The organism is Microcoleus sp. S13_C5 (genome assembly GCF_036700845.1).
GTDB lineage: Bacteria > Cyanobacteriota > Cyanobacteriia > Cyanobacteriales > Microcoleaceae > Microcoleus.
Window position 1 is genome coordinate 17,479 of record NZ_JAUBPR010000056.1, and the last position, 22,695, is coordinate 40,173.

Below are 22,695 nucleotides of genomic sequence, written 5' to 3' on the forward strand. Positions count from 1 at the left end.
GGCGTCCGAAACTATCTATCAATTTTTATTTATACAGACACACCCTTTATCCGTAAAAACTCGGTGAGTCCTCATCTTTTGTCGTAACCATAACAGTTTTTTTACAGAAAATATGTAAATTTTTCTTAAAAAATACCTGGTTAATTAAATTTTTGATAAAGATATGGAAAATACTTAAGTATTATTACTGTAACGAATGCTATATTGAGTTACCACAAATATTTGTGAAACGTAAGTGCAATTGTACAGAAATTTCAAGCTCAGCAATTTTGATACATACTTTAGGGTGCGTCAGCAATTAGTCGTGCAGAAAATACGGTCTTCTAACGCACCCTACTAAACTTTTGATTACTTCAAACCCCCATCTATCCCCGCTAAAATCTGCTCGGCTTGCCCGCACAAAGCAGCGTGACAGCAACCGTTACTCGCCAACAATCCCCCCCACTGACTCACATCTCCCCGGTTATATTGCAAAGCAGAACCGTCAAAACGAGTAAATTGACCGCCCGCTTCCGTCAAAATCAATTCCGGCGCGGCTAAATCCCAATCCTTCGGCGCAGACTTTCCCGAAAGCGCAATATAAACATCAGCCTTTTGTTCGACAATTGTCGCAATTTTACAGCCGATACTACCGACAGCTATTTGATTTTGACAAGGCAGTTTTTGTAACAATTGATTAAAGCGATCGTCCCGGTGACTTCGGCTGGTTACTATAGGTAAATCTGCCACTATATTTCGCGCAGAAACCTGCAATTTGACGGCAGAACCGCCCCGAGTTTCCATAAAAGCGCCAGCATTTTGCACTGCGTAATAAATCTTTTGCTGTTCGGGCCAAGCCACAACTGCCAATATCGGTCTTCCCTCGAATGCTAAAGCAATGTGAACGGCAAATTCACCTGTCCTGTCAATAAAATCTCGCGTTCCATCCAAAGGGTCAATAATCCAAACCCAACTTTGAGGTAAGGGAATTTGACCGTTAGTTTCTAAATAAGATTTGTAAGTTTCTTCGCTGAGATACCCAAATTCTCCATTCCCCAAAGCCGACTGCAATTCGTCCAGAATGTAAGAATTGACAGCGACATCAGCCGCAGTGACGGGGCCGTCTTTTTGTTCTCGGATGTCGAGGTTAGGACTGTGGGAATCCTGGCGATAATAGGATTGTAGGATATCTGATGCACTCCAGGCGATCGATCGCGAAATGTCGCTTAATTCTTCAAGATTTTTCATTAATTTCGTTTTTTTGAACCGCAGATAAACGCGAATGAACAGGAATTTCAGTAGGGGCGGTGCCCCCGTGTCCGCCCCTGGAACCATACATTAGAAATTACCAATTAATATGAGGATACTTCCATTCGTAATAATTGGGAAACACAAAATTAGTAAACGAAACCGAAATACTAACCTCCAAGGATTTTACATGATGCCACCAACCGACAGGAATAAAGATAGCTTCTCCCGGTTCCAAAATCACTTCAATAATTTTCGCATCTCTGTAAAGAGGATATTTTTCATAGTCAGGGTTTTCGCCGTCAACCTTGCTAAAAACGCCGACGTAATTGTAAAGCAGAGGTGTTTGCTGCGGAGAAATCAATTTAATTAGTTTGCGACCAGACACTTGAGCTAAAATTAAATTAACTGGGTCGTGGTGTAGTGGCGTAATCGTGCCTTGCGGGCCGAACCAAAAGAAAACTCTGCCTTTTGTATCGGCGGGATTGAGGTATTCTGGGAATATTTCAATGTCGTTAAATAGCGGTTTAAATTCTTCTCTTTCCAGAGTCTGGTTGTTAGCAACCATGTAACAATCGTTGCTAGGCCCGCCATTGACCACCATCTCTACATATTTGCGGAACAAAACAGTTTTTTTGTGGTTGTGAATTTTAATTTCGTAATCCGGATCTGAGTTGCGGTTGGCTTGAATTTCCACCGTTGCATCGCCGTATTTTTGCTGCAAATACTCCGGAGTCCACAACTGCAACGCTTTCCAGTTGTGCATGATGTTGGTAATAATTACTGGAGTATTTTTGGCGTAGTAATTTTCTAAAAAATACTCTCGGGAAAGGCTGCTTTTGCGTTCGATTGTCCCAAACTTGGAAGACAATGCAGCTAATTGATTGTTAATCCTGAGATGCGATTCTAATTTCTGCAATAACTGCACGTACTGGCTACCTGCTTGGAAGTAGGGATGAGATGATATTTCCGTAACTTCTGCGGTGGCTGTTTCCGCATCTATGCCGGTACTTACTAGGGCTTGAATGATTTCTGCATCGGGTTGATTTAATAATTTATTTGCCGCCACCCACTGTTTCATATTATCGGGGACTTCTGGTTTGCTTGCGGTGAGTAGATTGGGCAAGTTTTGTGTCAACCATTCTAGGTTAACTTGCTGTTGTTCTGTTAGGGTGATTCGCAAAGGGGGAAGGGTGATAGTTAGAGGTTGGCTGTCAGACATGATTCAGGTATGTTTTTTGGGGACTGTTTGGTTGGGTTTGAGGTTGTTTCACTAATATAGCAATTTTAACGAACCGCGAAGGCGCTAAGGGCGCGAAGGAAGAGACGCAAGCAGTTGACAAGTTTTGTCAAGGTTGTTATGAGGATTTTAACTTAACAAGTGTTGTCTGTTCAAGTTTTCTAGTTAAAATAGGTTTTTACCGGAGACTGTGGTTAATTCTCAATTAAAATTCACCCTTATTCATCCAGCCGCGTGTTCCGAATTTTTTGCAGGAATGGGAAGCGATTTTAGCTGCTGCGGTGAGAGTATCTGTAAAGTTATTTTGCAAAATGTAGTGACAGAAAGCCCCGTGAAAGATGTCGCCAGCGCCTAAAGTGTCTGTGGCTTGAATTTGAGGTACTTCTATAGTGCCGTAAATGCCATTGCTGAGGTATAAAATTGATTTTTCGCCGCGAGTGATGGCAATATGGGAAATTCCGGCTGCTGATAGGTAAGCAAAGACTTGTTCTGAATTGTCGCAGTCGGGCGGATGAAAGTTATCCGAACATACGGCCCATTCTATAAAAGGCAATATTTCCTCTAATCCGGGTTTCCAACTGCCACCGTCGAGGACAATGGGAATGTTTTTTGACTTGGCAAGTTGAGCAATTTCTTGGCTGGCTGCGATTTGATGTCCGTCAACCAGTACAATATTAACTGATGTTAAAATATCCTGGTTAATTGTTTGACTGTCAACTTGCGATTTCGTAGCATTGATGGAAATTACCGATCGATCGCCCGTTGCTTCAGTTACAATAATCGAGGAAACTGGCGGCGAGTGCGATCGCCCAGGTTCCAAATCGATTATCCTGACATTATACTCCGCTAAGTCTGCACGAATTAATTGGGCGATCGCGTGAGTGCCCAAAACCCCAGCCCATACCGCAGCATTCCCCAAATAGCTAAAAGTCACCGCAGCATTCGCCGCCGGCCCGCCCGCAGCAATGGTACAATCAGAAGCAACAACTTTCTGATTTTCACCCGGAGGCTTCTGGGCCAAATAAACTAAATCTAAAGTCGCCAATCCCAAAAACAATCCGGTTTTCATATCTTCTTAAATGTGTGGCATGGGCCTGTGGCATGGGCGTCCCGCCCGTGTCCCATCGTTAAAAAATCCCAATCTTATAATGCAAGCAAATCCCAATACAGGAACACTTTACATCGTAGGAACCCCGATCGGCAACCTCGAAGACATGACCTTTCGCGCCCTCAGAATCTTGCAAACAGTAGACTTCATCGCCGCCGAAGATACCCGTCATACAGGCAAACTTTTGCACCATTTTCAAATCAAAACTCCCCAAATCAGCTATCACGAACACAACCAAAACCAGCGACTTCCCGAACTCATCGACAAACTGCATTTAGGCAAAGATATCGCCATCGTCACCGATGCCGGAATGCCGGGAATTTCTGACCCCGGTTCCGAGTTAGTCAAAGCTTGCGCCGATGCTAATATTAACATTATTCCGATTCCCGGCCCGACCGCCTGCATTGTGGGCATAACTGCATCAGGATTACCCACAGAGAGATTTGTATTTGAAGGTTTCTTACCCGTGAAAGGTCAAGAACGCCAACAGAGTTTAGAAGCTTTGCAAATAGAATCCCGCACTATAATATTATACGAATCTCCCCACCGATTGCGGCAAACTTTACAAGATTTAGCAACTACTTTGGGAAGCGACAGACAGATTGTGCTGGCGAGAGAGTTAACTAAAATGCACGAAGAGTTTTGGCGTGGTAGTATGGAAAGTGCGATCGAGCTTTACACCAATCGCGAACCCCAGGGAGAATTTACCCTAGTAATTGCCGGCATCAAAACAGCAGCCCCAATCTTTTCCGAAGACGCCATCAAAGCAGAATTGCAAACATTAATTGCAGAAGGCATAAGTCGTTCCCAAGCCAGCCGACAGCTAGCGCAACAAACATCCCTCCCCCGTCGCCAAATCTACCAACTCGCCCTGACAATTGGCGACAATGAATCGCTAGAACAACCCGTGGATGACTTGTGAATATCTCTCTTCTTCTCTGCGCCCTCTGTGCCCTCTGCGGTTAAATAAAAAAAGCTAGATACTCACACTCAGAATTATATGGTACGCGGAAACTACGATCGACAAAAACCATATTTACGCAACCCCCACATCAACAAACCAATCGCCGAAATCTATGAAGACTTAGACGCCTTTAGCTGGGAGATATTTGAAGACCAACCCCACCGCTTCGATACCGTCAGTTTCTACGTCTTACTTCCCCCGCTGTTTTACGAAGGGCGTTTCATCAAAGGGATATATTTCAGCGAAGCAGTCGAACTCATAAACAAACTATTTCCCCAACTTTCCTCAGTATTTTTCTCCTTCACCTATTCCCCCGGTACATCCTATTCCTGGGCACCGGTAGCGGACGCCTACTCCAGTTTATACAAAAACCCGCAGCGAGATAAGTGGTTTCGCGAAACTTATGTCGATCGCGCCCACAAACCAATTATACCCCTACAAGACACGGACTTCATCAACGAATACTTAATTTCCCCGCGCAACGTCCCCGCCAAAGACATCGACTTGCTAGCCGTCGCCCGAATTTCAGAAGAAAAAAATTTGCCAATCATAGCCAAAGCCTTAAAAGTTTACCGCCAAAAATATCCGCAAAAACCGATAAAATTAACAGTAGTCAGCGGACACGACTTTGATGCTAGCAACCTGAATACTCTCGACGAGTACGCATTAAAAGAATGGCGGCAAATCGAGGAAATTTTAACCAATCCCTCCGACTACATTAACTTAGTGCCGAGAGTTGACTACTACAGCGAAATACCCACATATTATTCGCGGGCGCAAGCATTCGTCCTCGGTTCCCTTCTCGAAGGAAAAAACCGGGGAATTACCGAAGCCATGAGTTGCAACGTACCAGTAATTTGTTTTGAAGAATTCAACCAATACGCCAGAGGCAACTCGCCAGTTTTCCCCGAAGGTGCGGGTCTTTACGCCAAATTTGATCCAGAATCTCTCGCAGATACTATATATACAGTATTGGAAAATCAAACCGAATTCAAACCGCGATATCAGTATTTAAAGCATTGCGGGCGCAAGAACTTTTTCAATACTTGTATAGACAGTTTTCCTTACTATCAGCACAATATTCCTGACTACAAGCCCGGAGATGCGATTAACAATTTGTGGCTAGATTTAGCAGTTCAGCAAAATTATCAAGTTAGTTTGAACAGCTTTTTGTACGGAGGTTCTCCCTTGTCTCATATTCGCGGGATAAATGCGATTCAGCAGAACCTCGGCGAGTTAACAAAATTCAAATAACATATCAAAATAGCCTGAGTCAACGCACCCTAAGATTGTGCTTTTGCAAGAGATTTACTTTCTACATCAGGCGTTAATTTCCATTCAGAAGCTAATAAACTTAATGGAGTTGGATATTCAGTTTGATGTATAATTGTCTTCAAACTGGCTTTTTGATATTCTTTAATATCTTCATGTATCTTGCTTGCTAGTACCTCCGCTAACTTAACAGGCACGGCATTTCCAACCATCTTGTAACCATCAATAATATTTTGATATTTCAAAATAAAATTATCCGGGAACGTCTGTATTCTCGCACATTCTCTCACAGAAAGCCTGCGGTAAGGCACAGGCGAATTGGGGTCGAAAATGCGTTTGTCTTTGCCAACGACAATCATTTTGCTAGATTGAGGGTGAAGAGGTGCGTGTCTGCCACTGGCCTGGATTGTAAAAGAAGGTTCTAACCAACTCCTGACTCTATTTCTGGACATATAAATACTAGAAAATCCCGTATCTAGATATTCATGGTTGGAAACTTTAAGGTTAGAGCCTTTTGGTTTCTCCTTATGTGTAACTTTCAAGGGTTTTATAGATGCCAAATCCTCGATAACATCTCTAAGAGTTAAAATTTTACTTTTCGCTTCGGGAAACTCAAAAAAAGCACTCATTTTTTCATGATAGCCAATGATGATTACTCTTTGACGATCTTGAGGAACTTCAAAGTTTTTAGCATTCAGTAATTTGTATGCAATTTGATATCCTATATCTTTAAACTGAGATAAGATATTAGCGAAAGCCTGTTTGTGCTTGGCTGCTAATATGCCACTCACATTTTCAGCAAGAAAAAACAAGGGTTGTTTTTCTTGTACAATTCTAATGTAGTCATAGAATAGCTGACCCCGACTGTCATTAATACCTCTTTGAGCACCGGCTTCGCTCCAGCTTTGGCAAGGTGGTCCACCTATTATGCCTATGCAGTCCGGTATTTCCTCAGATTTAATGTTTCTAATATCTCTCTTGTCTAGTCGAGTGCTAGGATGATTCAATTCATAAGTATCCCAAATAGTGCGATCGTACTCATTCGCCCAAACAATATTAAATCCTGCTTGTCGAAAACCCAAATCCAGCCCACCACATCCTGCAAACAGAGATATGATATCCATAATGCCTTTGCCTTTAGTGTTAGATTTTGTAAGTAATAATTTTAGCAGGTATGAGGTTGTCAGGATTATCGGGACATTTAATCGACTGAGTATTAATATTAAATCCGGGAACTGAGATGGATTCGATCTTTGTTCTGCTGTCAAGTGGAAAAGACAAATATTTACTTTCCTTCATTATAGCGATTATCTGAAAATTTTTCTTAGGGTCATATCCTGTATTTAGATAATCAAAAACACTCGAAGGATGATTTATGAGCCACATTGCTCTAATTCTTAAGGATGTGGTACTTAAGGGGTCTACTTTATTTACTCTACCTAACTCTCTTGTTTCACTAAATTCAACATCTGGAATTGCATTAATCCCACTTACTATCTGAGCTCTAATCCGTTCATAATATTCTTGGCTAGCAGCATAGCAGTCACCATAAATAAGCCAGAGGGTTTTCAGCTTTTCTTTTGTATTGTCATCACTTGTGGCTCCAATTGCATAAAGAATATCCTTCTCTGTCCATGTTTCACAATCACGACAACGTGAGGTGATTTGTGGATTCTCAGAAAATAATTTTGACTTGGGATGGGAACTATTTAATTGAATCTGGCTGCTGGAAATTTTTATTTTATTGATTTCTATGGCATCGCCATTTCTGATCATTAAATTTGGAGGATTATTCTGATTGCCACGAATCCAAGAAAATACTTCATCGTACTTTTCAGGTTTGCTGAGTTCTGGTTCATCTATAGTATTGGCAAAAGCATCCTTGACAAAAGACTCGAATGCTTTATAACTGAGTAAGTCAGGGATAGGGTGATTAATAATTGTAGCGATCGCTTCCAGTATATTCGTCATTGGCTATAAAAAATAGAGAGCCCAATTCAACCAGAGCTAATCATAGCAGAGATCCTCAATGAATGCAAACTCCATCCTCAAATCTTACCAACACTTCGGCGTCCACCTCGGCTTAGAAAGAATTCATCAACTTCTCGAAAAACTCGACAATCCCCACAAACAAGTACCCATTATCCACGTTGCCGGCACAAATGGCAAAGGTTCAGTCTGCGCTTATCTCTCTTCCGTACTAACAGAAGCAGGCTATCGAGTTGGGCGCTACACATCCCCGCACTTAATCGATTGGACAGAAAGAATTTGCATCAACCAAAAACCAATTTCCTCAACAGAATTGCAGCAGTGTCTCCAACGAGTTGTCGTCGCCACCCAAAACAACACCGAAACCCCTACTCAATTTGAAATAATCACCGCCGCAGCTTGGCTGTATTTCGCCGAACAAAAAACCGACATCGCAGTCATAGAAACTGGATTGGGCGGTAGATTAGACGCGACTAACGTTTGCGAAACACCTCTCGCTAGCGTCATCACTTCTATCAGTCTCGAACACTGGCAAATACTCGGTCCCACCGTCGCCGATATTGCTGGGGAAAAAGCGGGAATTCTTAAAGCAAAATGTCCGGCAGTGATCGGAGAATTGCCAGAATCAGCTAGAATAGTAGTAGAAAAACGCATTCAAGAATTAGACTGTCTAGCAACTTGGGTAAAACCGGCAATAGATTTAGGACAAGGATTCGCAGAATATCAGTTAAATCAAAATGCGGTTAAAATAAAATATCAATTGCCGCTGCTGGGAAAAATTCAACTAATGAATTCAGCAATTGCGATCGCAACTTTGCAAATTCTCCAAAACCAAGGATGGCAAATTTCCCCAACCGCGATCGAAAACGGTATTGCCAAAACTCAATGGCCCGGAAGACTCCAGCAGACAACTTGGAAAAACCGCAATATATTAATTGACGGCGCGCACAACCCAGCCGCAGCGATAGCCCTGCGTGAATATGTCGATCGCCTGAACGATCGCCCGTCAGCGATTAACTGGGTAATCGGCATTCTTGCGACTAAAGACTGCGACGATATTTTGAAAGCATTACTCAAAAAGGGCGATCGACTTTACCTAGTACCCGTACCCGATCCAAACTCATCATCTCCCGCAGAATTAGCCACCCTAGCTCAAAGTATCTGTCCCGAATTAACTCTCTGTCAAGCCTTCCCTGACTTAACAACAGCTTTAGATGCTGCTGTTGCAGGTGACAACCTAACAATCCTTTGCGGTTCCCTTTATCTCGTCGGCTATTTTCTGCAACAACAACAATCCCAAGCTTAAACGCATCAGAATTGTGTTTCTTCCTCAGTAAAGATAGGAGGCCACAATTCCGAAACGGGCAATTCCCAACCGGGAAAAAGTTCTGCTACTGTTAAGATATCGCCATTTCCTAAAACTGCCGGTTCACCTGTAGAGCGATAAATAGTCACTGTTTCTTCATCAGGATCGATCAGAATTCCGACGATCGCACCCAGTTCTATAAACTTCAAAACCTTGGTTTCTATAAGCTTAATGCGATCGCTCTGAGATTTAATCTCAACCACCAAATCGGGGACAAGTTCTCCAAAATAACGCGGACTTTGGCGCAAGCGGGCGGCGCGCACAAAAGAAACATCCGGTGCTTTGACATTCGTATCCGGCATGATGAAACCGCCTGCGGAGTCAAAGACTCTCCCCAAGCGACGGGGATTTATCCAAGCGAAAAGAAAGGCGATGAGACGGCTACTGATTTCACTGGATACGATGTCTGATGGCCCCACAATTGAAAGTCTCCCGTTTTCTAGCTCAATTTGGTAATCTAAACCCGCTTCGGAAAAAATGGTTTGAACTTGGTTTAAATCTTTGAGTGTCATCGCTGGCATAAGAATTTTCTCCTATTCCGATCTGAGCTTTGATTTTAACACGAGTCAAATTTCTGAATATTTGAGGAATTGAGGCTATATTCTTACAAATCATCAATCAAGCTGAATTGAAAAAGGCGATCGCACGGGATAAATAAATTGAGTCTTTGAGATGGGCGATCGCTTTTGTCAAGGACAATTGCCTCAAAAAATAAATTTCCTACAAAATCGTCAAATACGTTTCAGTTGGAGTGATGGGCAAAGGCTTCAAAATTTGTTTTTGCAAGTCTATTTCTAACCCCAATGCTTCTAAAGGTATCACGCCCAAAAGCGCATCTTTACCTCCCGGTAACTCCAAGCACTCGAAAGTGCCTTCCCGATCGAACATTGATATGGTAGCATCTCGGAAAATTCGGGCTTTGCCAATACCCATTGCGGTTGCTACGTCCACTTCTTTCAGGAGTTTTAGCCCCAGTTGGGCGATCGCATCTTGCGGCAGACACAACGTAGTTGCTCCCGTATCTACCAATACATTTTTGAGGGTTATCGAGCGAATTTGGTCTAGTGAAATTGTCCCATCTTCTGCCCGAATTTGGTCGGCTCGATTAATGATTGTCAGAGTGGCGAAAACTTTTCCCATTACGTTGTTGCTTTGAATTTGCATATATGTCTCCTACTTAAGAGTCGGAGTTATTACTTCCTTTAATTGTAACTTATATGCAGTGGCGATCGCCCGGAGCGACAAACATTGTCCTTAGTTGTTTTAATAGGTACAGGATTTATAGCAATTTTTAAGTTCGCAGTCAGGATATTAGTCCTTAAAGATGAGGACTAATGTCCTGACTGCGAACTTAATTATGATAATAACTTAAAAGCTGATATATGCGTATATATGGCGGCACACATTTCCATTATTTAATAATACGTCAACTGTCATAAAAAAGCAAGAGGCGAGATAAAAAAATCCCGCCCCAGCTTCATTTAAAAACTACCTTTGATCCCAAGCCTTAGCCGCATCAGCCACAGCTTGGTCTACCGACTTCTCGCCCAACATTGCCGCCTGCAAATTGTCATAAATCGCCTTTTGCAGCTTCTTAACATCCTTCAAAGGCGGAATCAATAGCTCGGCGGAACTCAACCCAGAAGCACTGACAATCCGAGCTCTATCGGCAGCAGGAGCATCAGCAGAAACTGTCTTAAAATAATCGTCCTGCAAAGCCTCAACCGTAGAAGGCAAAACATTAGCAGCCTTAGCAAAAGCCAACTGATTTTGAGAATTAGTCACGTACAAAGCAAACTTAACAGCATCATCAGGACGCTTGCTGTCGCGAGGCACAACCAAATTCATCACCGCCACAGTCTTCTTGCCTGTTTCCCCCGTAATTTGAGGCGCAGCAGCCGAAACAGCACCAATACTCGGCGCATTCTCAGCAATCGCTTTCAAAAACTGAGGCCCGGAAGCTAAAAAAGTAGTTTCCCCAGCTTGATAAAGCTCGATCGCCCTGCGATGTCCCTGTACCAAAACATCCTGCGGCAAAAGTCCGCCCTTGTACAAATCTACCCAATACTGAAAAACAGCTTTGCCCTTAGCAGTATTAAAAGCCGCCTTGCCTTTAGCATCCACCAAAGGCACACCCATCTGCACGAAAGATTGCAAAACTTCCGCCGAATCTTCCGGCACAAAAGTCACAAAAAAAGCAAACTTACCAGTCTTCTCCTTCACCTGCTTCGCAACAGTTGCCAACTCGGCATAGGTAGCAGGAGGCTTAGCAATTCCAGCCTTCTTCAACAACTCCGTATTGTAAATTGTCACCCCAGTCGTGAGATACCAAGGAATGCCAAAACTCTTGCCGTCGAGTACACTAGCTTTCCAGATATTTGGGAGATAGAGCGATCGAACTTGCTGCGGAATCCGAGAGTCCAAATCCAGCCAAGCATTGCGTCCCGCCAACAGCGAAGCAAAATCGGGATTTAGGTTCACCACATCCGGCGCAGTTTTCGCCGAAACCGCCCCCAAAATCTTGCTTTCCATCGCCGACCAAGGAACGTCCACCCAGCGCACCTTCACCCCCGGATTTTCCGCTTCAAAACCGGCGATCGTCTTGTTGAAATACTCAGTAAACTGAGGTTGAAGCTGCATAGTCCAGAACTCGATTTCCTGCGTATTATTTGCCTGGGAATTAACAGCAGGCTTGCCGCAACTCACCACCGCAGTCAGCAGCAGCCCCACCAGCCCAAAAACAGCAAACAGTTGCCAAGATTTACGTTTCATAGAATAAAATTTGAGAGTTATGGGAACCGTTAGACAAAAAAGCTTGAAGCGAAGCTATCCCGGAGGGAATCGCCCGAATCAAGCGCGATCAAGTGCGAGAGAGAGTTTTGTAGCCTGGCCCCCGAGCGAGATAGTCGGTTTTTGTGCGGAATCAGCAGGTTTTCGGTCGATCGAGCTGGAATTTGTTGACATTCGCAGCAGAATAGCTATTGTCAAGTAAATTGGATAGCATAAAATCGGAACTAGCGATCGCGCAACACAGACGGAGCTGCGTAGCTACGGCGGGATACCGAGATTACGGCACTCTTGCGGCAGTTGGAAACCAACCCTCCAACACCGGGGGCGCTGAATCAGGCTGGCCAACAACAAAAGAAAAAAATAGCAATTACCGGCGACCCAATCACATGGTTAACTTTTTCAAAGGTCTACTTTCCCAACGCCAGCCAGGAATCGGGATCGAAATAGCCCCAGACCGCATCAACATCATTCAGCTCGAAAAGAAAGCTCAGGCATTAAAATTAGGCATCCTAGCCTCCATAGAAGTTCCAGAAGACATAGTACAAGAAGGACAAATAGTCGATCCGCCGGGAATGGCAGAACTCATACGCGCCGTCCTGGCCGAAAACAAAATCAAAGCCAAGCGAGTAGCCACAGCCATTCCCGGCCGCGAAGCCGTCATCCGCCTCATCCCAGTTCCCGCAGAGCTCAACGAAGAAGAACTGCGGGATTACATGAACGCAGAAGCAGGACTGTACTTGCCGTTTCCCAGAGAAGATGCCGATGTAGACTATCAAAAAATAGGCCTATTTGTAGATGACGACGGAGTAGAAAAAGTGCAAGTCGTCTTAGTAGCAACCCGCAGAGAAGTTACCGACACATACATCGAAACCTTCAAAGAAGCCGGACTGATTATAGACGTACTAGAAGTAACCAGCTTTGCCCTAATCCGCACCCTCAAAGACCAACTGCAACAATTTTCATCCCAAGAAGCCGCAGTTCTCACCGCCATAGAATTTGACAGCACCGAGTTAGCTATAGTAGTGGACGGCATACCTCAGTTCAACCGTACTATCCCGATCGGCACCTACCAAATCCAGACCGCCCTCAACCAAGCCATGAACCTGCCGCCAACCAGAGACACCAGCGAACTGCAAGGCATGACCCTGCCAGTCACAGATACAATGGGGGCATCGGGAGACGCCAATCCGGGAACAAATGCGATGATAAAAGTATTGGGAGAACTAGCAGACGAACTGCGCCGCTCAGTAGACTTTTACCTCAACCAGAGCGAAGAACTCGAAGTAGCGCAACTGCTGCTAGCGGGTCCTGGAGCTGCGATCGGCAAACTAGACGAATTTTTTATGCAAAGATTAAGCTTGCCCGCATCTCAAGTCGATCCCATCGAAACCCTAGGACTCGAAATCAGCCAAGAAATTACCCCTGAACAGCGAGCAGGTTTAGGAGTAGCCCTAGGTTTAGGACTAAGGGAGGTTATGTGACCTAACAGTTTTAGATGAGAGAAAAACCGATTTGAGAATTTTAGGTAAAAACCCCTGCCAAAATAAGAAGGCAGAAAGCAGAAGGTAGAATATTGGAGGTAGAAGGTAGAAGGTAAAAGGTAGAATATATTTGAGGTAGAAGCAGCCCCTTCCTTCAGTAGAAGGTAAAAAGTTGTTTCTTTCTTCCCTAAATAAATCCTTCACTTGTACCAGCAATCTTGGGGTCTGTCTAAAATCTAAAATTTCAAATTTAAATCTATAGCAACAGCTAAAAGAGTTTGGACATTCTTAATTGCTGAAACATAAGCGGTAGATCACTTTTTCCTTCTACCTTCTACCTACTACCTCATGCCTTCTACCTTTTACATAGTCCCTTCTGCCTTCTTCCTTCTGCTATAAAAACGAGTGAAGCCATGTACAGCCTAGATATTAATTTTCTCAACGACCGCCCGGACTACAAACCAGTCACAGCAGCCAAAAGCTCAGCTAAAAAAAGTTCCGGTGGAGCCAAAGACCAACTGCCCATATATGGGGCGGTGCTGTTTGCCCTTGGCATCAACGCCGCAGTCATGGGCGCCTGGTGGTGGGCGACTAACGACAATAACAGCTTGGCCACACAACAAGCAGCCATCGACCAAGAACTGGCCAAGTTAAACACTCAAGCCAGCACCATCAAGGCCATCAACGCCGAAACCGACCAAGTTACCGCCGAATACAAAGCATTAGCTGGAGTATTCGACCAAATTAAACCTTGGTCGGCGATGCTGCAAGACCTCAGTGCCCGTACTCCGGCGGGAGTGCAAATTGGCAAAATCGAGCAAATCGACCCGAGTCCCTCCCCCGTTGCAGCAGCACCCCCTCCCCCGGCAGCCACTCCCGCAGCCAGCCCGTCCCCAGGGGCGAGTCCGTCTCCAGCCAGCCCTACCCCGGCCGCCGCTCCCCCCCCCGTCGTCCCGCAGCAGGCATCAAAAGTACAAATTTCAGGGATAGCCAGTACCTTTGCTCAAGTTAACGACTTTATGCTGCTAGTCCAGCGCTCTCCTTTCTTCCTTAACACCGATACCAAACTGATAGCGGCCACATTAAAAAACAACCCCGCACAATTACAAGTGCGTAACCAAAACGCAGCACCAGCAGAACTTCCCAAACTGCGACCGGTTGTGGAATATAAAATTGAAACGACGCTCAGCCCGACGGGGGCCTCCGAGTTGCTCCCCGAGCTGCGAAGCAAGCAAGCAGACGGGCTAGCAATACGGATAGAAACACTTCAAGAAAAAGGAGTGCTAGAACCACAAAAACCAGAGGTGAAAAAGCAATGACAGCAAATCAGTTTATTCCCAGCGGCGCACAAGCAGAAGAGACAGGGGCTCAGGAAATATTCGGCATTAAGCTGACACCCCAAGCCCAAGCAATCGGCATTGCGGTTCTAGGCCTCCTCATTGCCGGCGGCCTCGGCTACCAGTTCGTACTTCCCGAATTCCAAAAAAGCGGCGAATTCAAGCAAAAACTTAGCGAAAGCAAGCAAACGCAACTGCAATTGCAAAATCAAATTCAAAGAAAGGCAGAAGCAGAAGCAAAGCAAGAAGAAGCAAAACAGCGCCGCGCCAACGTGACGGCAATGTTTGCCAGCGACGCTAGCGCCAACACGCTTTTGCTTGACATGACCCAACTCGTTAATAGAATCAACGCCGGCGTGCAAGGAGATGACCTCAAGGCTAAAATTACCAAATTTGAGCCGGATATGCCCCCTGCAGCAGCAACCGCCGCGCCGGGAGCTCCAGACCCTGATATTCTGGCAGATACATCCTTCGGGCCGTCCCTGGCTGGCAAGCTCAGACGCAAAAAATTTAAGGTAGAGTTTGAAGGCACTTTCGCTCAAACCCGCAATTTTATGCGTAACTTGGAGTTGATGCAGTCGCTGTTGGTAGTTAGGAATTTGAAATCTGAATTGCTAGCATCAAATCAGCCAATAGAAGTGGATTTTGTGAAAGGGAAAATAGTTCCCGTAGCTCAGCCGCAAACTAAAATTAAAACTGCTTTTGACTTGCACGCGCTGCTGCCGTTAAAGCAAGAAGAAAAACCGCCAACTCCAGCTCCGAGTCCTGGTGCTAAGTAGCGGTAGTTTGGCGGATAGATATTAGCTATTGTTCCAAACTCGCTCTTTCATAAGAAGGGAGAAGGCAGAAGGTTGAAATTGGAAGATTGAAGGTAGAAGTCAAAAAATTATGAGTGCCAGAAAATAATTTTTTACATGGCACTCAAAAATTGGCTCTAAAATCTAATTTCTTCTAATACCAGTTTCAAAAAGTAATGGAACTGTATAGCAATCCTTGTAAGAGTCGTAATTTTTTTACCCCACCCCAACCCTCCCCTTACAAAGGGGAGAAAGTAAGAAATCCACAAATGATGCGAGGATTGCTGTAGGATAGCTTCTAACCGTGATGTCATCAGTTATTCCCAATCGATAGAAAATCGAAAAGGGCATAACTTCTTCCTTCAAAAAGGCTCGAATCGAGAATATTTTATTCAGTTTAGCAGTTAGCGACAAAAGACTGCGAACAACAAATAACAAAGTGTAGTTGAGGAGAGAACGTGAAACAGCATCTATGGTTAAGTGGAGGACTCTTATGCAGCGTTGCAGGAGTTCTGAGCGCCCAAGCCCCCGTCTTGGCAGTGCCGACTCAAGTCACAGGAGTGCAAGTAAGTCAAGGCAATAATGGCGTAAATATTGTCATGGCGACAGAAAAGGGCGATCGCCCGCAAGTTTTCGCCATCAATAACGGCAATACTTACCAAGCCACAATTATCAACACCCAGCTTCGCTTGCCACAAGGCAACAGCTTCCGTCAAGATAACCCCGCTCCGGGAATTTCTTCGGTAGAAATCAGTCAGGTAGAGGCCAACAGCATCCGCGTTGTGGTGGCGGGTACCAACGGAGTTCCCAACGGACAAATTGTTCCGGGACAAGGCCAAAGCATCGTCCTCAGTGTTGCCGGACAGGGTGGTACAGCACAGTCTGCTCAAACTGTACCCCCGCCGCCTCCGGGACTGCCGCTGAGCCAAACAGCTCCCCGGCCGGCTCCCCAAGTCCGCACGTCGCAAAACCCAGGCGTGCTGCTGCCCAATCCCGAAGTTACTGTTACCCGAAACGATCGCCCCCCCCTCCCCAGCGAAATACAATCCCCGACAAATCAGGCTGCGCCTTTCCAACCGCGGGCAGTTGCTCCGCCTTTGGGAGATATCGCGGTGTCTAACATCGCCCCTGGCGCGGGAAATATTGAACTGAGTTCGGGAGAGCGCATCCCCCGCTTGGTGTTGCGGGATGCCCCAGTCCGGGACGTTTTGGCTCTGCTGGCCCGCGCTGCGGGCTTGAACATTGCTTTTACAGGTGGCGGCGCCCCTGCTCAACCTGGCCAGCCCGCAGCGCCTGGTCAGCCGGCAGCTTCCGGCTCAGATGAAGGGCCGAAAATTTCTTTGGACATCGAAAATGAGTCGGTGCAAGATGTCTTTAATTACGTGCTGCGGCTCAGCGGACTGCAAGCTAACCGCCAGGGGCGGACGATTTTTGTAGGGACTAACTTACCGATCGACTCGCGCAATATTATCATTCGGACTCTGCGGCTCAATCAAGTTAGATCTACGGATGCAGCTAACTTTTTGAGCGCTCAGGGGGCGGAAACTCAACTGCCGATTACTCGGGTGACGATTCAAAGCGTGGGCCAGGGAAATGCGGCGCGGGATGTGGAAATTAGGGAACCGGACATTAAGGCGATCGGCGCTAGGGAAGGCACGGGGCCGCTCTTGCTGAGGGGGCTGTCGGTCTTGGCGGATTCTCGGCTCAATTCCATCACTTTGGTGGGAGATCCGCGCAAAGTTGACATGGCTGTGGCTTTCTTGACACAGCTAGATTTGCGCCGCCGTCAAGTGGCTGTCAACGTCAAGGTGATCGATATCAACTTGTTGGGAGCCAACACCACCAACAGCAGTTTCTCTTTCGGAATTAATAACAATTTCTTTGTCAATGACAATGGGGCGGCAACTCTCAATTTTGGTGGCATCAATCCGCCCACTGGCGATGATGCCCGAAATGGGATCAACGCTCGACCGATCACAGGCAACCCCCTAGGAACCCCGGATGTTTTCTACGATGCGAACGGTCGGCGTACCGTGCCGTTTACAGGTCAAGGTCTCCAAGGCCCGGGCAAAGGTGTGTTCCTCCAGCCGACAGCCCCAGTTACTAATGACCCCACGCGAGTTGGAATTACGGATTACGAGCCGGGATCGGCAACCGCTTCAGGAAGTGCAACTTTCGGCCTGTTCCCGCTGTTCCAGTATCCCAGGAGGTTCCTGTCTGCGTTGCAGGCAACTATTCAGAGCCGGAATGCCAAAATCCTGACCGATCCAACTCTGGTGGTTCAAGAAGGAGAAACGGCGAATGTGAATATTACTGATGAGGTGATTACTAACATCACGTCGCAAACGCAGACTACTGGAAATACAAGTACCCAAACGGTGACTGCTGTCAAAGACAGGGCTGGTTTGCAGTTGGGGGTAGCGATCGATCGGGTTGACGACAATGGCTTTGTCTCTCTGCGGGTGAACCCGATTATCAGGACACCCGGCAACACTCAAAACCTTTCGACTGGCGCGAACACCAATCAGATCACTCTGCTGGGCGAGCGATCGTTGCAATCGGGGCTAATTCGCCTGCGGGACGGTCAGACTTTGATTGTTTCGGGGATAATCCGCGACGAAGAACGGGTTACAGCGAACAAGATTCCGATTTTAGGAGATTTGCCGATTATCGGTTCGCTGTTCAGGAGTACCAATAAGGCTAACCAGCGGGCGGAGTTGATTGTATTGCTGACTCCGCAGATTTTGGATGATAGCGATCGATCGAACTTTGGCTACCAAAACAACATTAGTCCCGACGCCCGCCAACTGTTGCAGCGCGGTCAGCCCGTCCAGCCGAGACAGTAGGAACAAAGGAAAAATGCTTGGCTGTCAACTTTCCACGCTCTTTCCCCTGAGTCCGACAGTCCAACAGGGGTTGAAACCCCTGCCTCAAAGCTAAAGTCCTCTGAAAGAGGACTAAAGAACTGATTAGCCCTATGCAAGAGGACTATAAATCACTCTTTCAGTCGTCTGAAGACGACTTCAGCTATGAGACAGGGACTTCAGTCCCTGGCGGGTTTCGGGAGAATGAAACAGCCCTGCCCCACGGGGAATAGAAAGAGGCGAAAGAAACAAGGAAGAAGGAAAAAATTTTTCCTTTAGCCCTTGACAAATTACATTTTATTCCTTCTCTTTCTCCTTTTTTTGTGATCAGAAATCCACCGAGGCGAGAAATCTTCTCTCCAAGGTGGTATTTTTTTACCTAAATTTTGGGATTAATTAAAAAAATTGTCCAAATCCATATAAATTAAAGGTTCCACCGATCCATAACGGTCGGCAAGACTTTAGAATAATGCAGTGAAAATTAGATGCTGTGGGGTTTTCAGCAGTTAGAAACAAAAATTCCTTTTCTGACCAATTACCCTAGGGTAATTGGTATTCAGCAGGAGTTGTGATTCGGGGAAGCGGACGGGAGCAATCGGGAACCACCCAAACCTCCCCATCCACACCTCAATCCAGTTGATAACTCACAGCTAATAGTTGAACTAACTCTGTTTAACGTAATTTTGCAAATCCAGAAGGAGTTCGCAATGAACAAAGGTGAATTGGTTGATGCAGTGGCGGAAAAGGCTAGCGTGACGAAAAAACAGGCAGATGCTGTTTTGAGTGCGGCCCTGGAAGCAATCATGGAAGCTGTCTCCGATGGCGACAAGGTGACGCTGGTCGGTTTTGGCTCGTTTGAGTCGCGGGAACGCAAGGCCCGCGAGGGTCGCAATCCCAAAACTGGCGACAAGATGGAAATCCCGGCAACCAGAGTTCCAGCATTTTCCGCAGGGAAGTTGTTTAAGGACAGAGTTGCACCGCCGAAAAACGCTGAATAGCTGGCGAACTGAGTCTTGATTAGACCTGTACACGGTGGGAATTTAGCTTGGGCAGCCGCACTGGCAGGCTGCCCTCCCTCTGCTATTCTCGATTTTTCTGCGAGTATCAGTCCTTTGGGCCCTCCTGAGTCGGCCCTGGCTGCGATTCAATCACACTTGAGCAGTCTGACGGCTTACCCTGATCCGGATTATGGGGAGCTCAGGACTGCTTTGGGGGAGGCTTTGAATGTTGACCCGGATTGGATTTTGCCGGGGAATGGTTCGGCGGAATTGTTGACTTGGGCGGCTTGGGATTTGTCGAAGCTGGAGGCCACTTATTTGGTGACTCCGGCTTTTGGCGATTACTGGCGGGCTCTTTCGGCTTTCGGCGCGCAGGTGATCAAATGCCCTTTGGATCTTCAATCTTGCACCATTGTCAAGAACGAGCAAGATGCCCATTCCACAAGAGATGAATTTTCTTGTGGAACAGGCAAGATGCCTGTTCCTAAACAAGTAATTGAGAATGCCGCAACATCTCAGTTGGATCTGAAATCGTTGGGTGCGGAGCCTGGAAGTCGGTTAGTAACCGATGATTTGTCGGTTTCTAACCGTTCCCTTGTCTCCCCTTCTTTGCGTCTCCCGGTTCCTCTTGCTCTCAATGCCGATCATCGACGAGGTTTGCTCCTGAACAACCCGCACAATCCTACGGGTTTGCTGTTTGCTAGGGAGGCGATTTTGCCTTATGTGAAGCAGTTAGGTATGGTGGTGGTGGATGAGGCTTTTATGGACTTTCTACCGCCTTCTGAGCAGGAAAGTTTGATCGATGCTGTTGAGGAGTTTCCGAATTTGGTGATTTTACGATCGCTCACTAAATTCTATTCTCTGCCGGGACTGCGGTTGGGCTGCGCGATCGCCCATCCCGATATTCTCCGCCGCTGGCAGTTACTGCGCGATCCTTGGCCTGTCAATGCTTTGGCTGCTGCTGCTGCTGCTGCTGTGGTGCGAGATGCTGCTTTTGAGCGGCAAACCTGGGATTGGCTGCCTGTTGCTCGCCGAGAGCTATTTGAGGGTTTGGCTAATTTACCGGGTTTGCAGCCTTTTGCAGGGGCGGCTAATTTTTTGTTGGTTGAGTCGTCGATGTCGGTTTCTTCTATTCAAAAAAGTCTGTTGGAACGACACCGGATTCTGATTCGGGATTGTTTGAGTTTTCCTGAGTTGGGCGATCGGTTTTTTCGGGTGGCTGTGCGCTCCAGGGCGGACAATCTGCGCCTGATTGCTGGACTTGCCGAAGTTATTCGTTAGCTGACGGTTGACTGTTGACTGTTGACTGTTGACTGTTGACAACCAATAAAAGTTGACAAACCGATTTTATTGGTCGTTTGAGCGGACATCCTCAAGAAACCCGGTTTCTATGATAAATCTTGGGTTTTCCAGCGAAGTATCTCGGAAGAAACCGGGTTTCTGATCCCGCGCGCGGATCGTCCTAAACTACTAACTAATGACTAATGACTACTGACCGAAAGCATCCAAAATACAAGCCCCTGGATTCATCCGTCCAGAAATAAAAAACCTGTATCCGATGAAACTTGCCCCCCCAATTTATCCGTGGGGTCAATGCTTGAATCTAAAATCTAAAATCTAAAATCGCGCAATCGATTGACTTCTTTATTTATGCTTGACTATGATTTAGTGATTATTGGTGGAACTCCGGCGGGACGTTATGCTGCTTTGACTGCAACTAATTTCCCGGCTCGCGTTGCTTTGGTGGAACCGCTAAGTAATTCCCAAGATTTGCCGACTGGGGGGAAAAAGTTGATCGACCTTGGTTTGAGATACAGCCAAACTTTGAGGGAGGCTGCTCGTTTTGCCCAGCAGATCAGCCGCCAGCAGTTGGGGGTTCGCTGGGAAGTCGCTAATTCCTCTATGCCGATCAAATTGGGGTTTGACGGGGTTCTAAAGTGGGCCGAGGGTGTTGTTTCTAATTTGTCAGAAATTGATGATCTCGGCGTTTTGGCTGCTCGCGGGGTCGATGTTATTTTTGGCAGCGGCGAGTTTGTGGCGAAACCGGATTTGGCTTTTGTCGCCGACGGTAGGAAATTGCGCTCGCTCTGTTATTTGCTAGCTTGTCCAACTCTGCCGGCGATTCCCAATATTGAAGGACTTTCGTCTGCTGGCTTTTTTACTTCGGAAACTGTCGGGGAATTAGCAAAACTTCCAGAGTTGCCTAAAAGTTTGGCTGTAATCGGTGCAGATCCCAGCGGTGTCGAAGTGGCTCAGACTTTTGCTCGGCTGGGGGTTGCTGTTACTTTGGTAGTGAAAAGTTCGCACATTTTGGCTAAAGAAGACCGAGAGGCTGCTGGGTTAGTTCAAGCTGCAATGGAAGCTGAAGGAGTGCGGATTCTGACTGCTACTGAGGTGACTCAAGCGAGGGTGATTGATGGTAAAAAGTGGATTCAAGCTGGCCCAAGGGCGATCGAAGCTGAGGAGATTTTTCTGGCCGCGGGCCGCGAGCATAATTTTGCATGGTTAAATCTCGAAGCAGCTAGGGTTAAATTCAGCGATCGGGGGGTGATCTTAAATGAAAAGCTGCAAACAACTAATCGCCGCATTTATGCGATCGGCGATGTTGCTGGGGGTTATCCCTTCCCTCACATCGCTAATTGCGAAGCTGCGATTGCTGTGAAAAATGCTTTGTTTTTGCCGCTGTTTCAAATAGATTATCGCGGGATTCCTTGGGCGATCTTTTCGGACCCGCAGTTGGCGAGGGTTGGCTTGACTGAAGCGCAAGCAAGGCGCCGTTTTGGAGACGATCTCATTGTTTGTCGGGAATATTTTAAGAATGTTGAAAGAGCTCAAATGTGCGGAGAGACAACTGGTTTTTGTAAGATTGTCGGGCGTCGCAACGGGGAGCTTTTGGGAGCTAGTATTGTGGGGCCACAAGCTGCTGAGTTGATTCACGCGATCGCCTTGGCTGTACGTCACGGGATGAAGGTTGAGGCGATCGCCGAACTTCCTTATATTTGGTCGAGTTTTTCGGCAATTAACGGTCAAACTGCGGCTGTTTGGGAGTCGCAGCGCTTGGGTAGCAATACTTTTATGCAAAATTTGTGGGAGAATTTGTTTCACTGGCGCAGGTATTGGAAGTGAAAAAATCAAAGGGGTAATTGGTAAGTATCGGGAGCATGTCACTTTTGCAGTGAGCAATTATACTCATGCAGGTCTTCGCTGATTACCAATTAAGCCGTTCAAGTAAGCACAACGATGAGCTAATACTTGTCCCACA

Annotated in this window: 18 protein-coding genes; 10 read left to right on the forward strand and 8 right to left on the reverse strand. The window is 46.3% G+C overall.

Annotated features, from left to right (window positions below; all coding sequences use genetic code 11):
• Nucleotides 1–348 precede the first annotated feature (348 nt).
• From QUA04_RS16145 to QUA04_RS16155, 3 genes are all read right to left on the reverse strand, one after another.
• Entirely contained in the window at nucleotides 349–1,227 is an 879-nt protein-coding gene (locus QUA04_RS16145) for an inositol monophosphatase family protein (protein WP_333258329.1), read from the reverse strand.
• 97 nt (nucleotides 1,228–1,324) lie between these two features.
• Nucleotides 1,325–2,449, reverse strand: a complete 1,125-nt coding sequence (locus QUA04_RS16150; RefSeq protein WP_333258330.1) for a cupin-like domain-containing protein — start codon at nucleotides 2,447–2,449, stop codon at nucleotides 1,325–1,327.
• Between the two features lie 223 nt (nucleotides 2,450–2,672).
• Entirely contained in the window at nucleotides 2,673–3,536 is an 864-nt protein-coding gene (locus QUA04_RS16155) for a PfkB family carbohydrate kinase (RefSeq protein WP_333258331.1), read from the reverse strand.
• 79 nt (nucleotides 3,537–3,615) lie between these two features.
• Here QUA04_RS16155 and rsmI point away from each other — a divergent pair, with 79 nt between their 5' ends.
• Both rsmI and QUA04_RS16165 read left to right on the forward strand, forming a co-directional pair.
• Nucleotides 3,616–4,497 carry a 16S rRNA (cytidine(1402)-2'-O)-methyltransferase gene (rsmI, locus tag QUA04_RS16160; protein WP_333258332.1) on the forward strand — a complete coding sequence of 294 codons (882 nt, stop codon included), beginning with the start codon at nucleotides 3,616–3,618 and terminating at the stop codon, nucleotides 4,495–4,497.
• A gap of 78 nt (nucleotides 4,498–4,575) precedes the next feature.
• Nucleotides 4,576–5,793, forward strand: coding sequence for a glycosyltransferase (locus QUA04_RS16165; RefSeq protein WP_333258333.1), 1,218 nt, complete (start codon nucleotides 4,576–4,578; stop codon nucleotides 5,791–5,793).
• Between the two features lie 29 nt (nucleotides 5,794–5,822).
• On the opposite strand, the gene QUA04_RS16170 is transcribed toward QUA04_RS16165, so the two are convergent.
• Together QUA04_RS16170 and QUA04_RS16175 are read right to left on the reverse strand one after the other, a co-directional pair.
• On the reverse strand, nucleotides 5,823–6,935 hold the full coding sequence (locus QUA04_RS16170; protein WP_333258334.1) for a DNA cytosine methyltransferase: 1,113 nt from the start codon (nucleotides 6,933–6,935) through the stop codon (nucleotides 5,823–5,825).
• 19 nt (nucleotides 6,936–6,954) lie between these two features.
• Nucleotides 6,955–7,782 carry an NgoPII family restriction endonuclease gene (locus tag QUA04_RS16175; protein ID WP_333258335.1) on the reverse strand — a complete coding sequence of 276 codons (828 nt, stop codon included), beginning with the start codon at nucleotides 7,780–7,782 and terminating at the stop codon, nucleotides 6,955–6,957.
• A 58-nt stretch (nucleotides 7,783–7,840) separates the two neighbouring features.
• Here QUA04_RS16175 and QUA04_RS16180 point away from each other — a divergent pair, with 58 nt between their 5' ends.
• Nucleotides 7,841–9,106 carry a folylpolyglutamate synthase/dihydrofolate synthase family protein gene (locus tag QUA04_RS16180; protein WP_333258336.1) on the forward strand — a complete coding sequence of 422 codons (1,266 nt, stop codon included), beginning with the start codon at nucleotides 7,841–7,843 and terminating at the stop codon, nucleotides 9,104–9,106.
• Between the two features lie 5 nt (nucleotides 9,107–9,111).
• Here QUA04_RS16180 and QUA04_RS16185 read toward each other — a convergent pair whose 3' ends face one another.
• The 3 genes from QUA04_RS16185 to QUA04_RS16195 form a co-directional block, all read right to left on the reverse strand.
• Nucleotides 9,112–9,687, reverse strand: coding sequence for a Uma2 family endonuclease (locus QUA04_RS16185; protein ID WP_333258337.1), 576 nt, complete (start codon nucleotides 9,685–9,687; stop codon nucleotides 9,112–9,114).
• Nucleotides 9,688–9,886: 199 nt separating this feature from the next.
• Entirely contained in the window at nucleotides 9,887–10,330 is a 444-nt protein-coding gene (locus QUA04_RS16190) for a retroviral-like aspartic protease family protein (RefSeq protein WP_333258338.1), read from the reverse strand.
• Between the two features lie 324 nt (nucleotides 10,331–10,654).
• A complete protein-coding gene (locus tag QUA04_RS16195) occupies nucleotides 10,655–11,938 on the reverse strand; it encodes a sugar ABC transporter substrate-binding protein (protein WP_333258339.1) in 1,284 nt (427 codons plus the stop codon).
• A gap of 404 nt (nucleotides 11,939–12,342) precedes the next feature.
• Here QUA04_RS16195 and pilM point away from each other — a divergent pair, with 404 nt between their 5' ends.
• The 7 genes from pilM to QUA04_RS16230 all read left to right on the forward strand — a co-directional run bounded on the left by pilM (nucleotide 12,343) and on the right by QUA04_RS16230 (nucleotide 22,559).
• Nucleotides 12,343–13,437 (forward strand): type IV pilus assembly protein PilM, encoded by a 1,095-nt coding sequence (gene pilM, locus QUA04_RS16200; protein ID WP_333258345.1) that lies wholly within the window; start codon nucleotides 12,343–12,345, stop codon nucleotides 13,435–13,437.
• Between the two features lie 413 nt (nucleotides 13,438–13,850).
• The gene (locus QUA04_RS16205) at nucleotides 13,851–14,756 is read left to right on the forward strand and encodes a PilN domain-containing protein (RefSeq protein ID WP_333258340.1); all 906 of its coding nucleotides are present in this window, start codon (nucleotides 13,851–13,853) and stop codon (nucleotides 14,754–14,756) included.
• Nucleotides 14,753–15,553: a pilus assembly protein PilO gene (locus QUA04_RS16210; RefSeq protein WP_333258341.1), complete on the forward strand. Its 801-nt coding sequence runs from the start codon at nucleotides 14,753–14,755 to the stop codon at nucleotides 15,551–15,553. The genes QUA04_RS16205 and QUA04_RS16210 overlap by 4 nt, the downstream gene beginning before the upstream one ends.
• A gap of 476 nt (nucleotides 15,554–16,029) precedes the next feature.
• Nucleotides 16,030–18,417, forward strand: coding sequence for an AMIN domain-containing protein (locus tag QUA04_RS16215; protein WP_333258342.1), 2,388 nt, complete (start codon nucleotides 16,030–16,032; stop codon nucleotides 18,415–18,417).
• A gap of 707 nt (nucleotides 18,418–19,124) precedes the next feature.
• The gene (locus tag QUA04_RS16220; protein WP_278187376.1) at nucleotides 19,125–19,433 is read left to right on the forward strand and encodes an HU family DNA-binding protein; all 309 of its coding nucleotides are present in this window, start codon (nucleotides 19,125–19,127) and stop codon (nucleotides 19,431–19,433) included.
• Between the two features lie 15 nt (nucleotides 19,434–19,448).
• Entirely contained in the window at nucleotides 19,449–20,714 is a 1,266-nt protein-coding gene (locus QUA04_RS16225) for a threonine-phosphate decarboxylase (protein WP_333258343.1), read from the forward strand.
• 369 nt (nucleotides 20,715–21,083) lie between these two features.
• Complete coding sequence (locus tag QUA04_RS16230) at nucleotides 21,084–22,559, forward strand: NAD(P)/FAD-dependent oxidoreductase (RefSeq protein ID WP_333258344.1); 1,476 nt, start codon at nucleotides 21,084–21,086, stop codon at nucleotides 22,557–22,559.
• The last annotated feature ends 136 nt before the right edge of the window (nucleotides 22,560–22,695 follow it).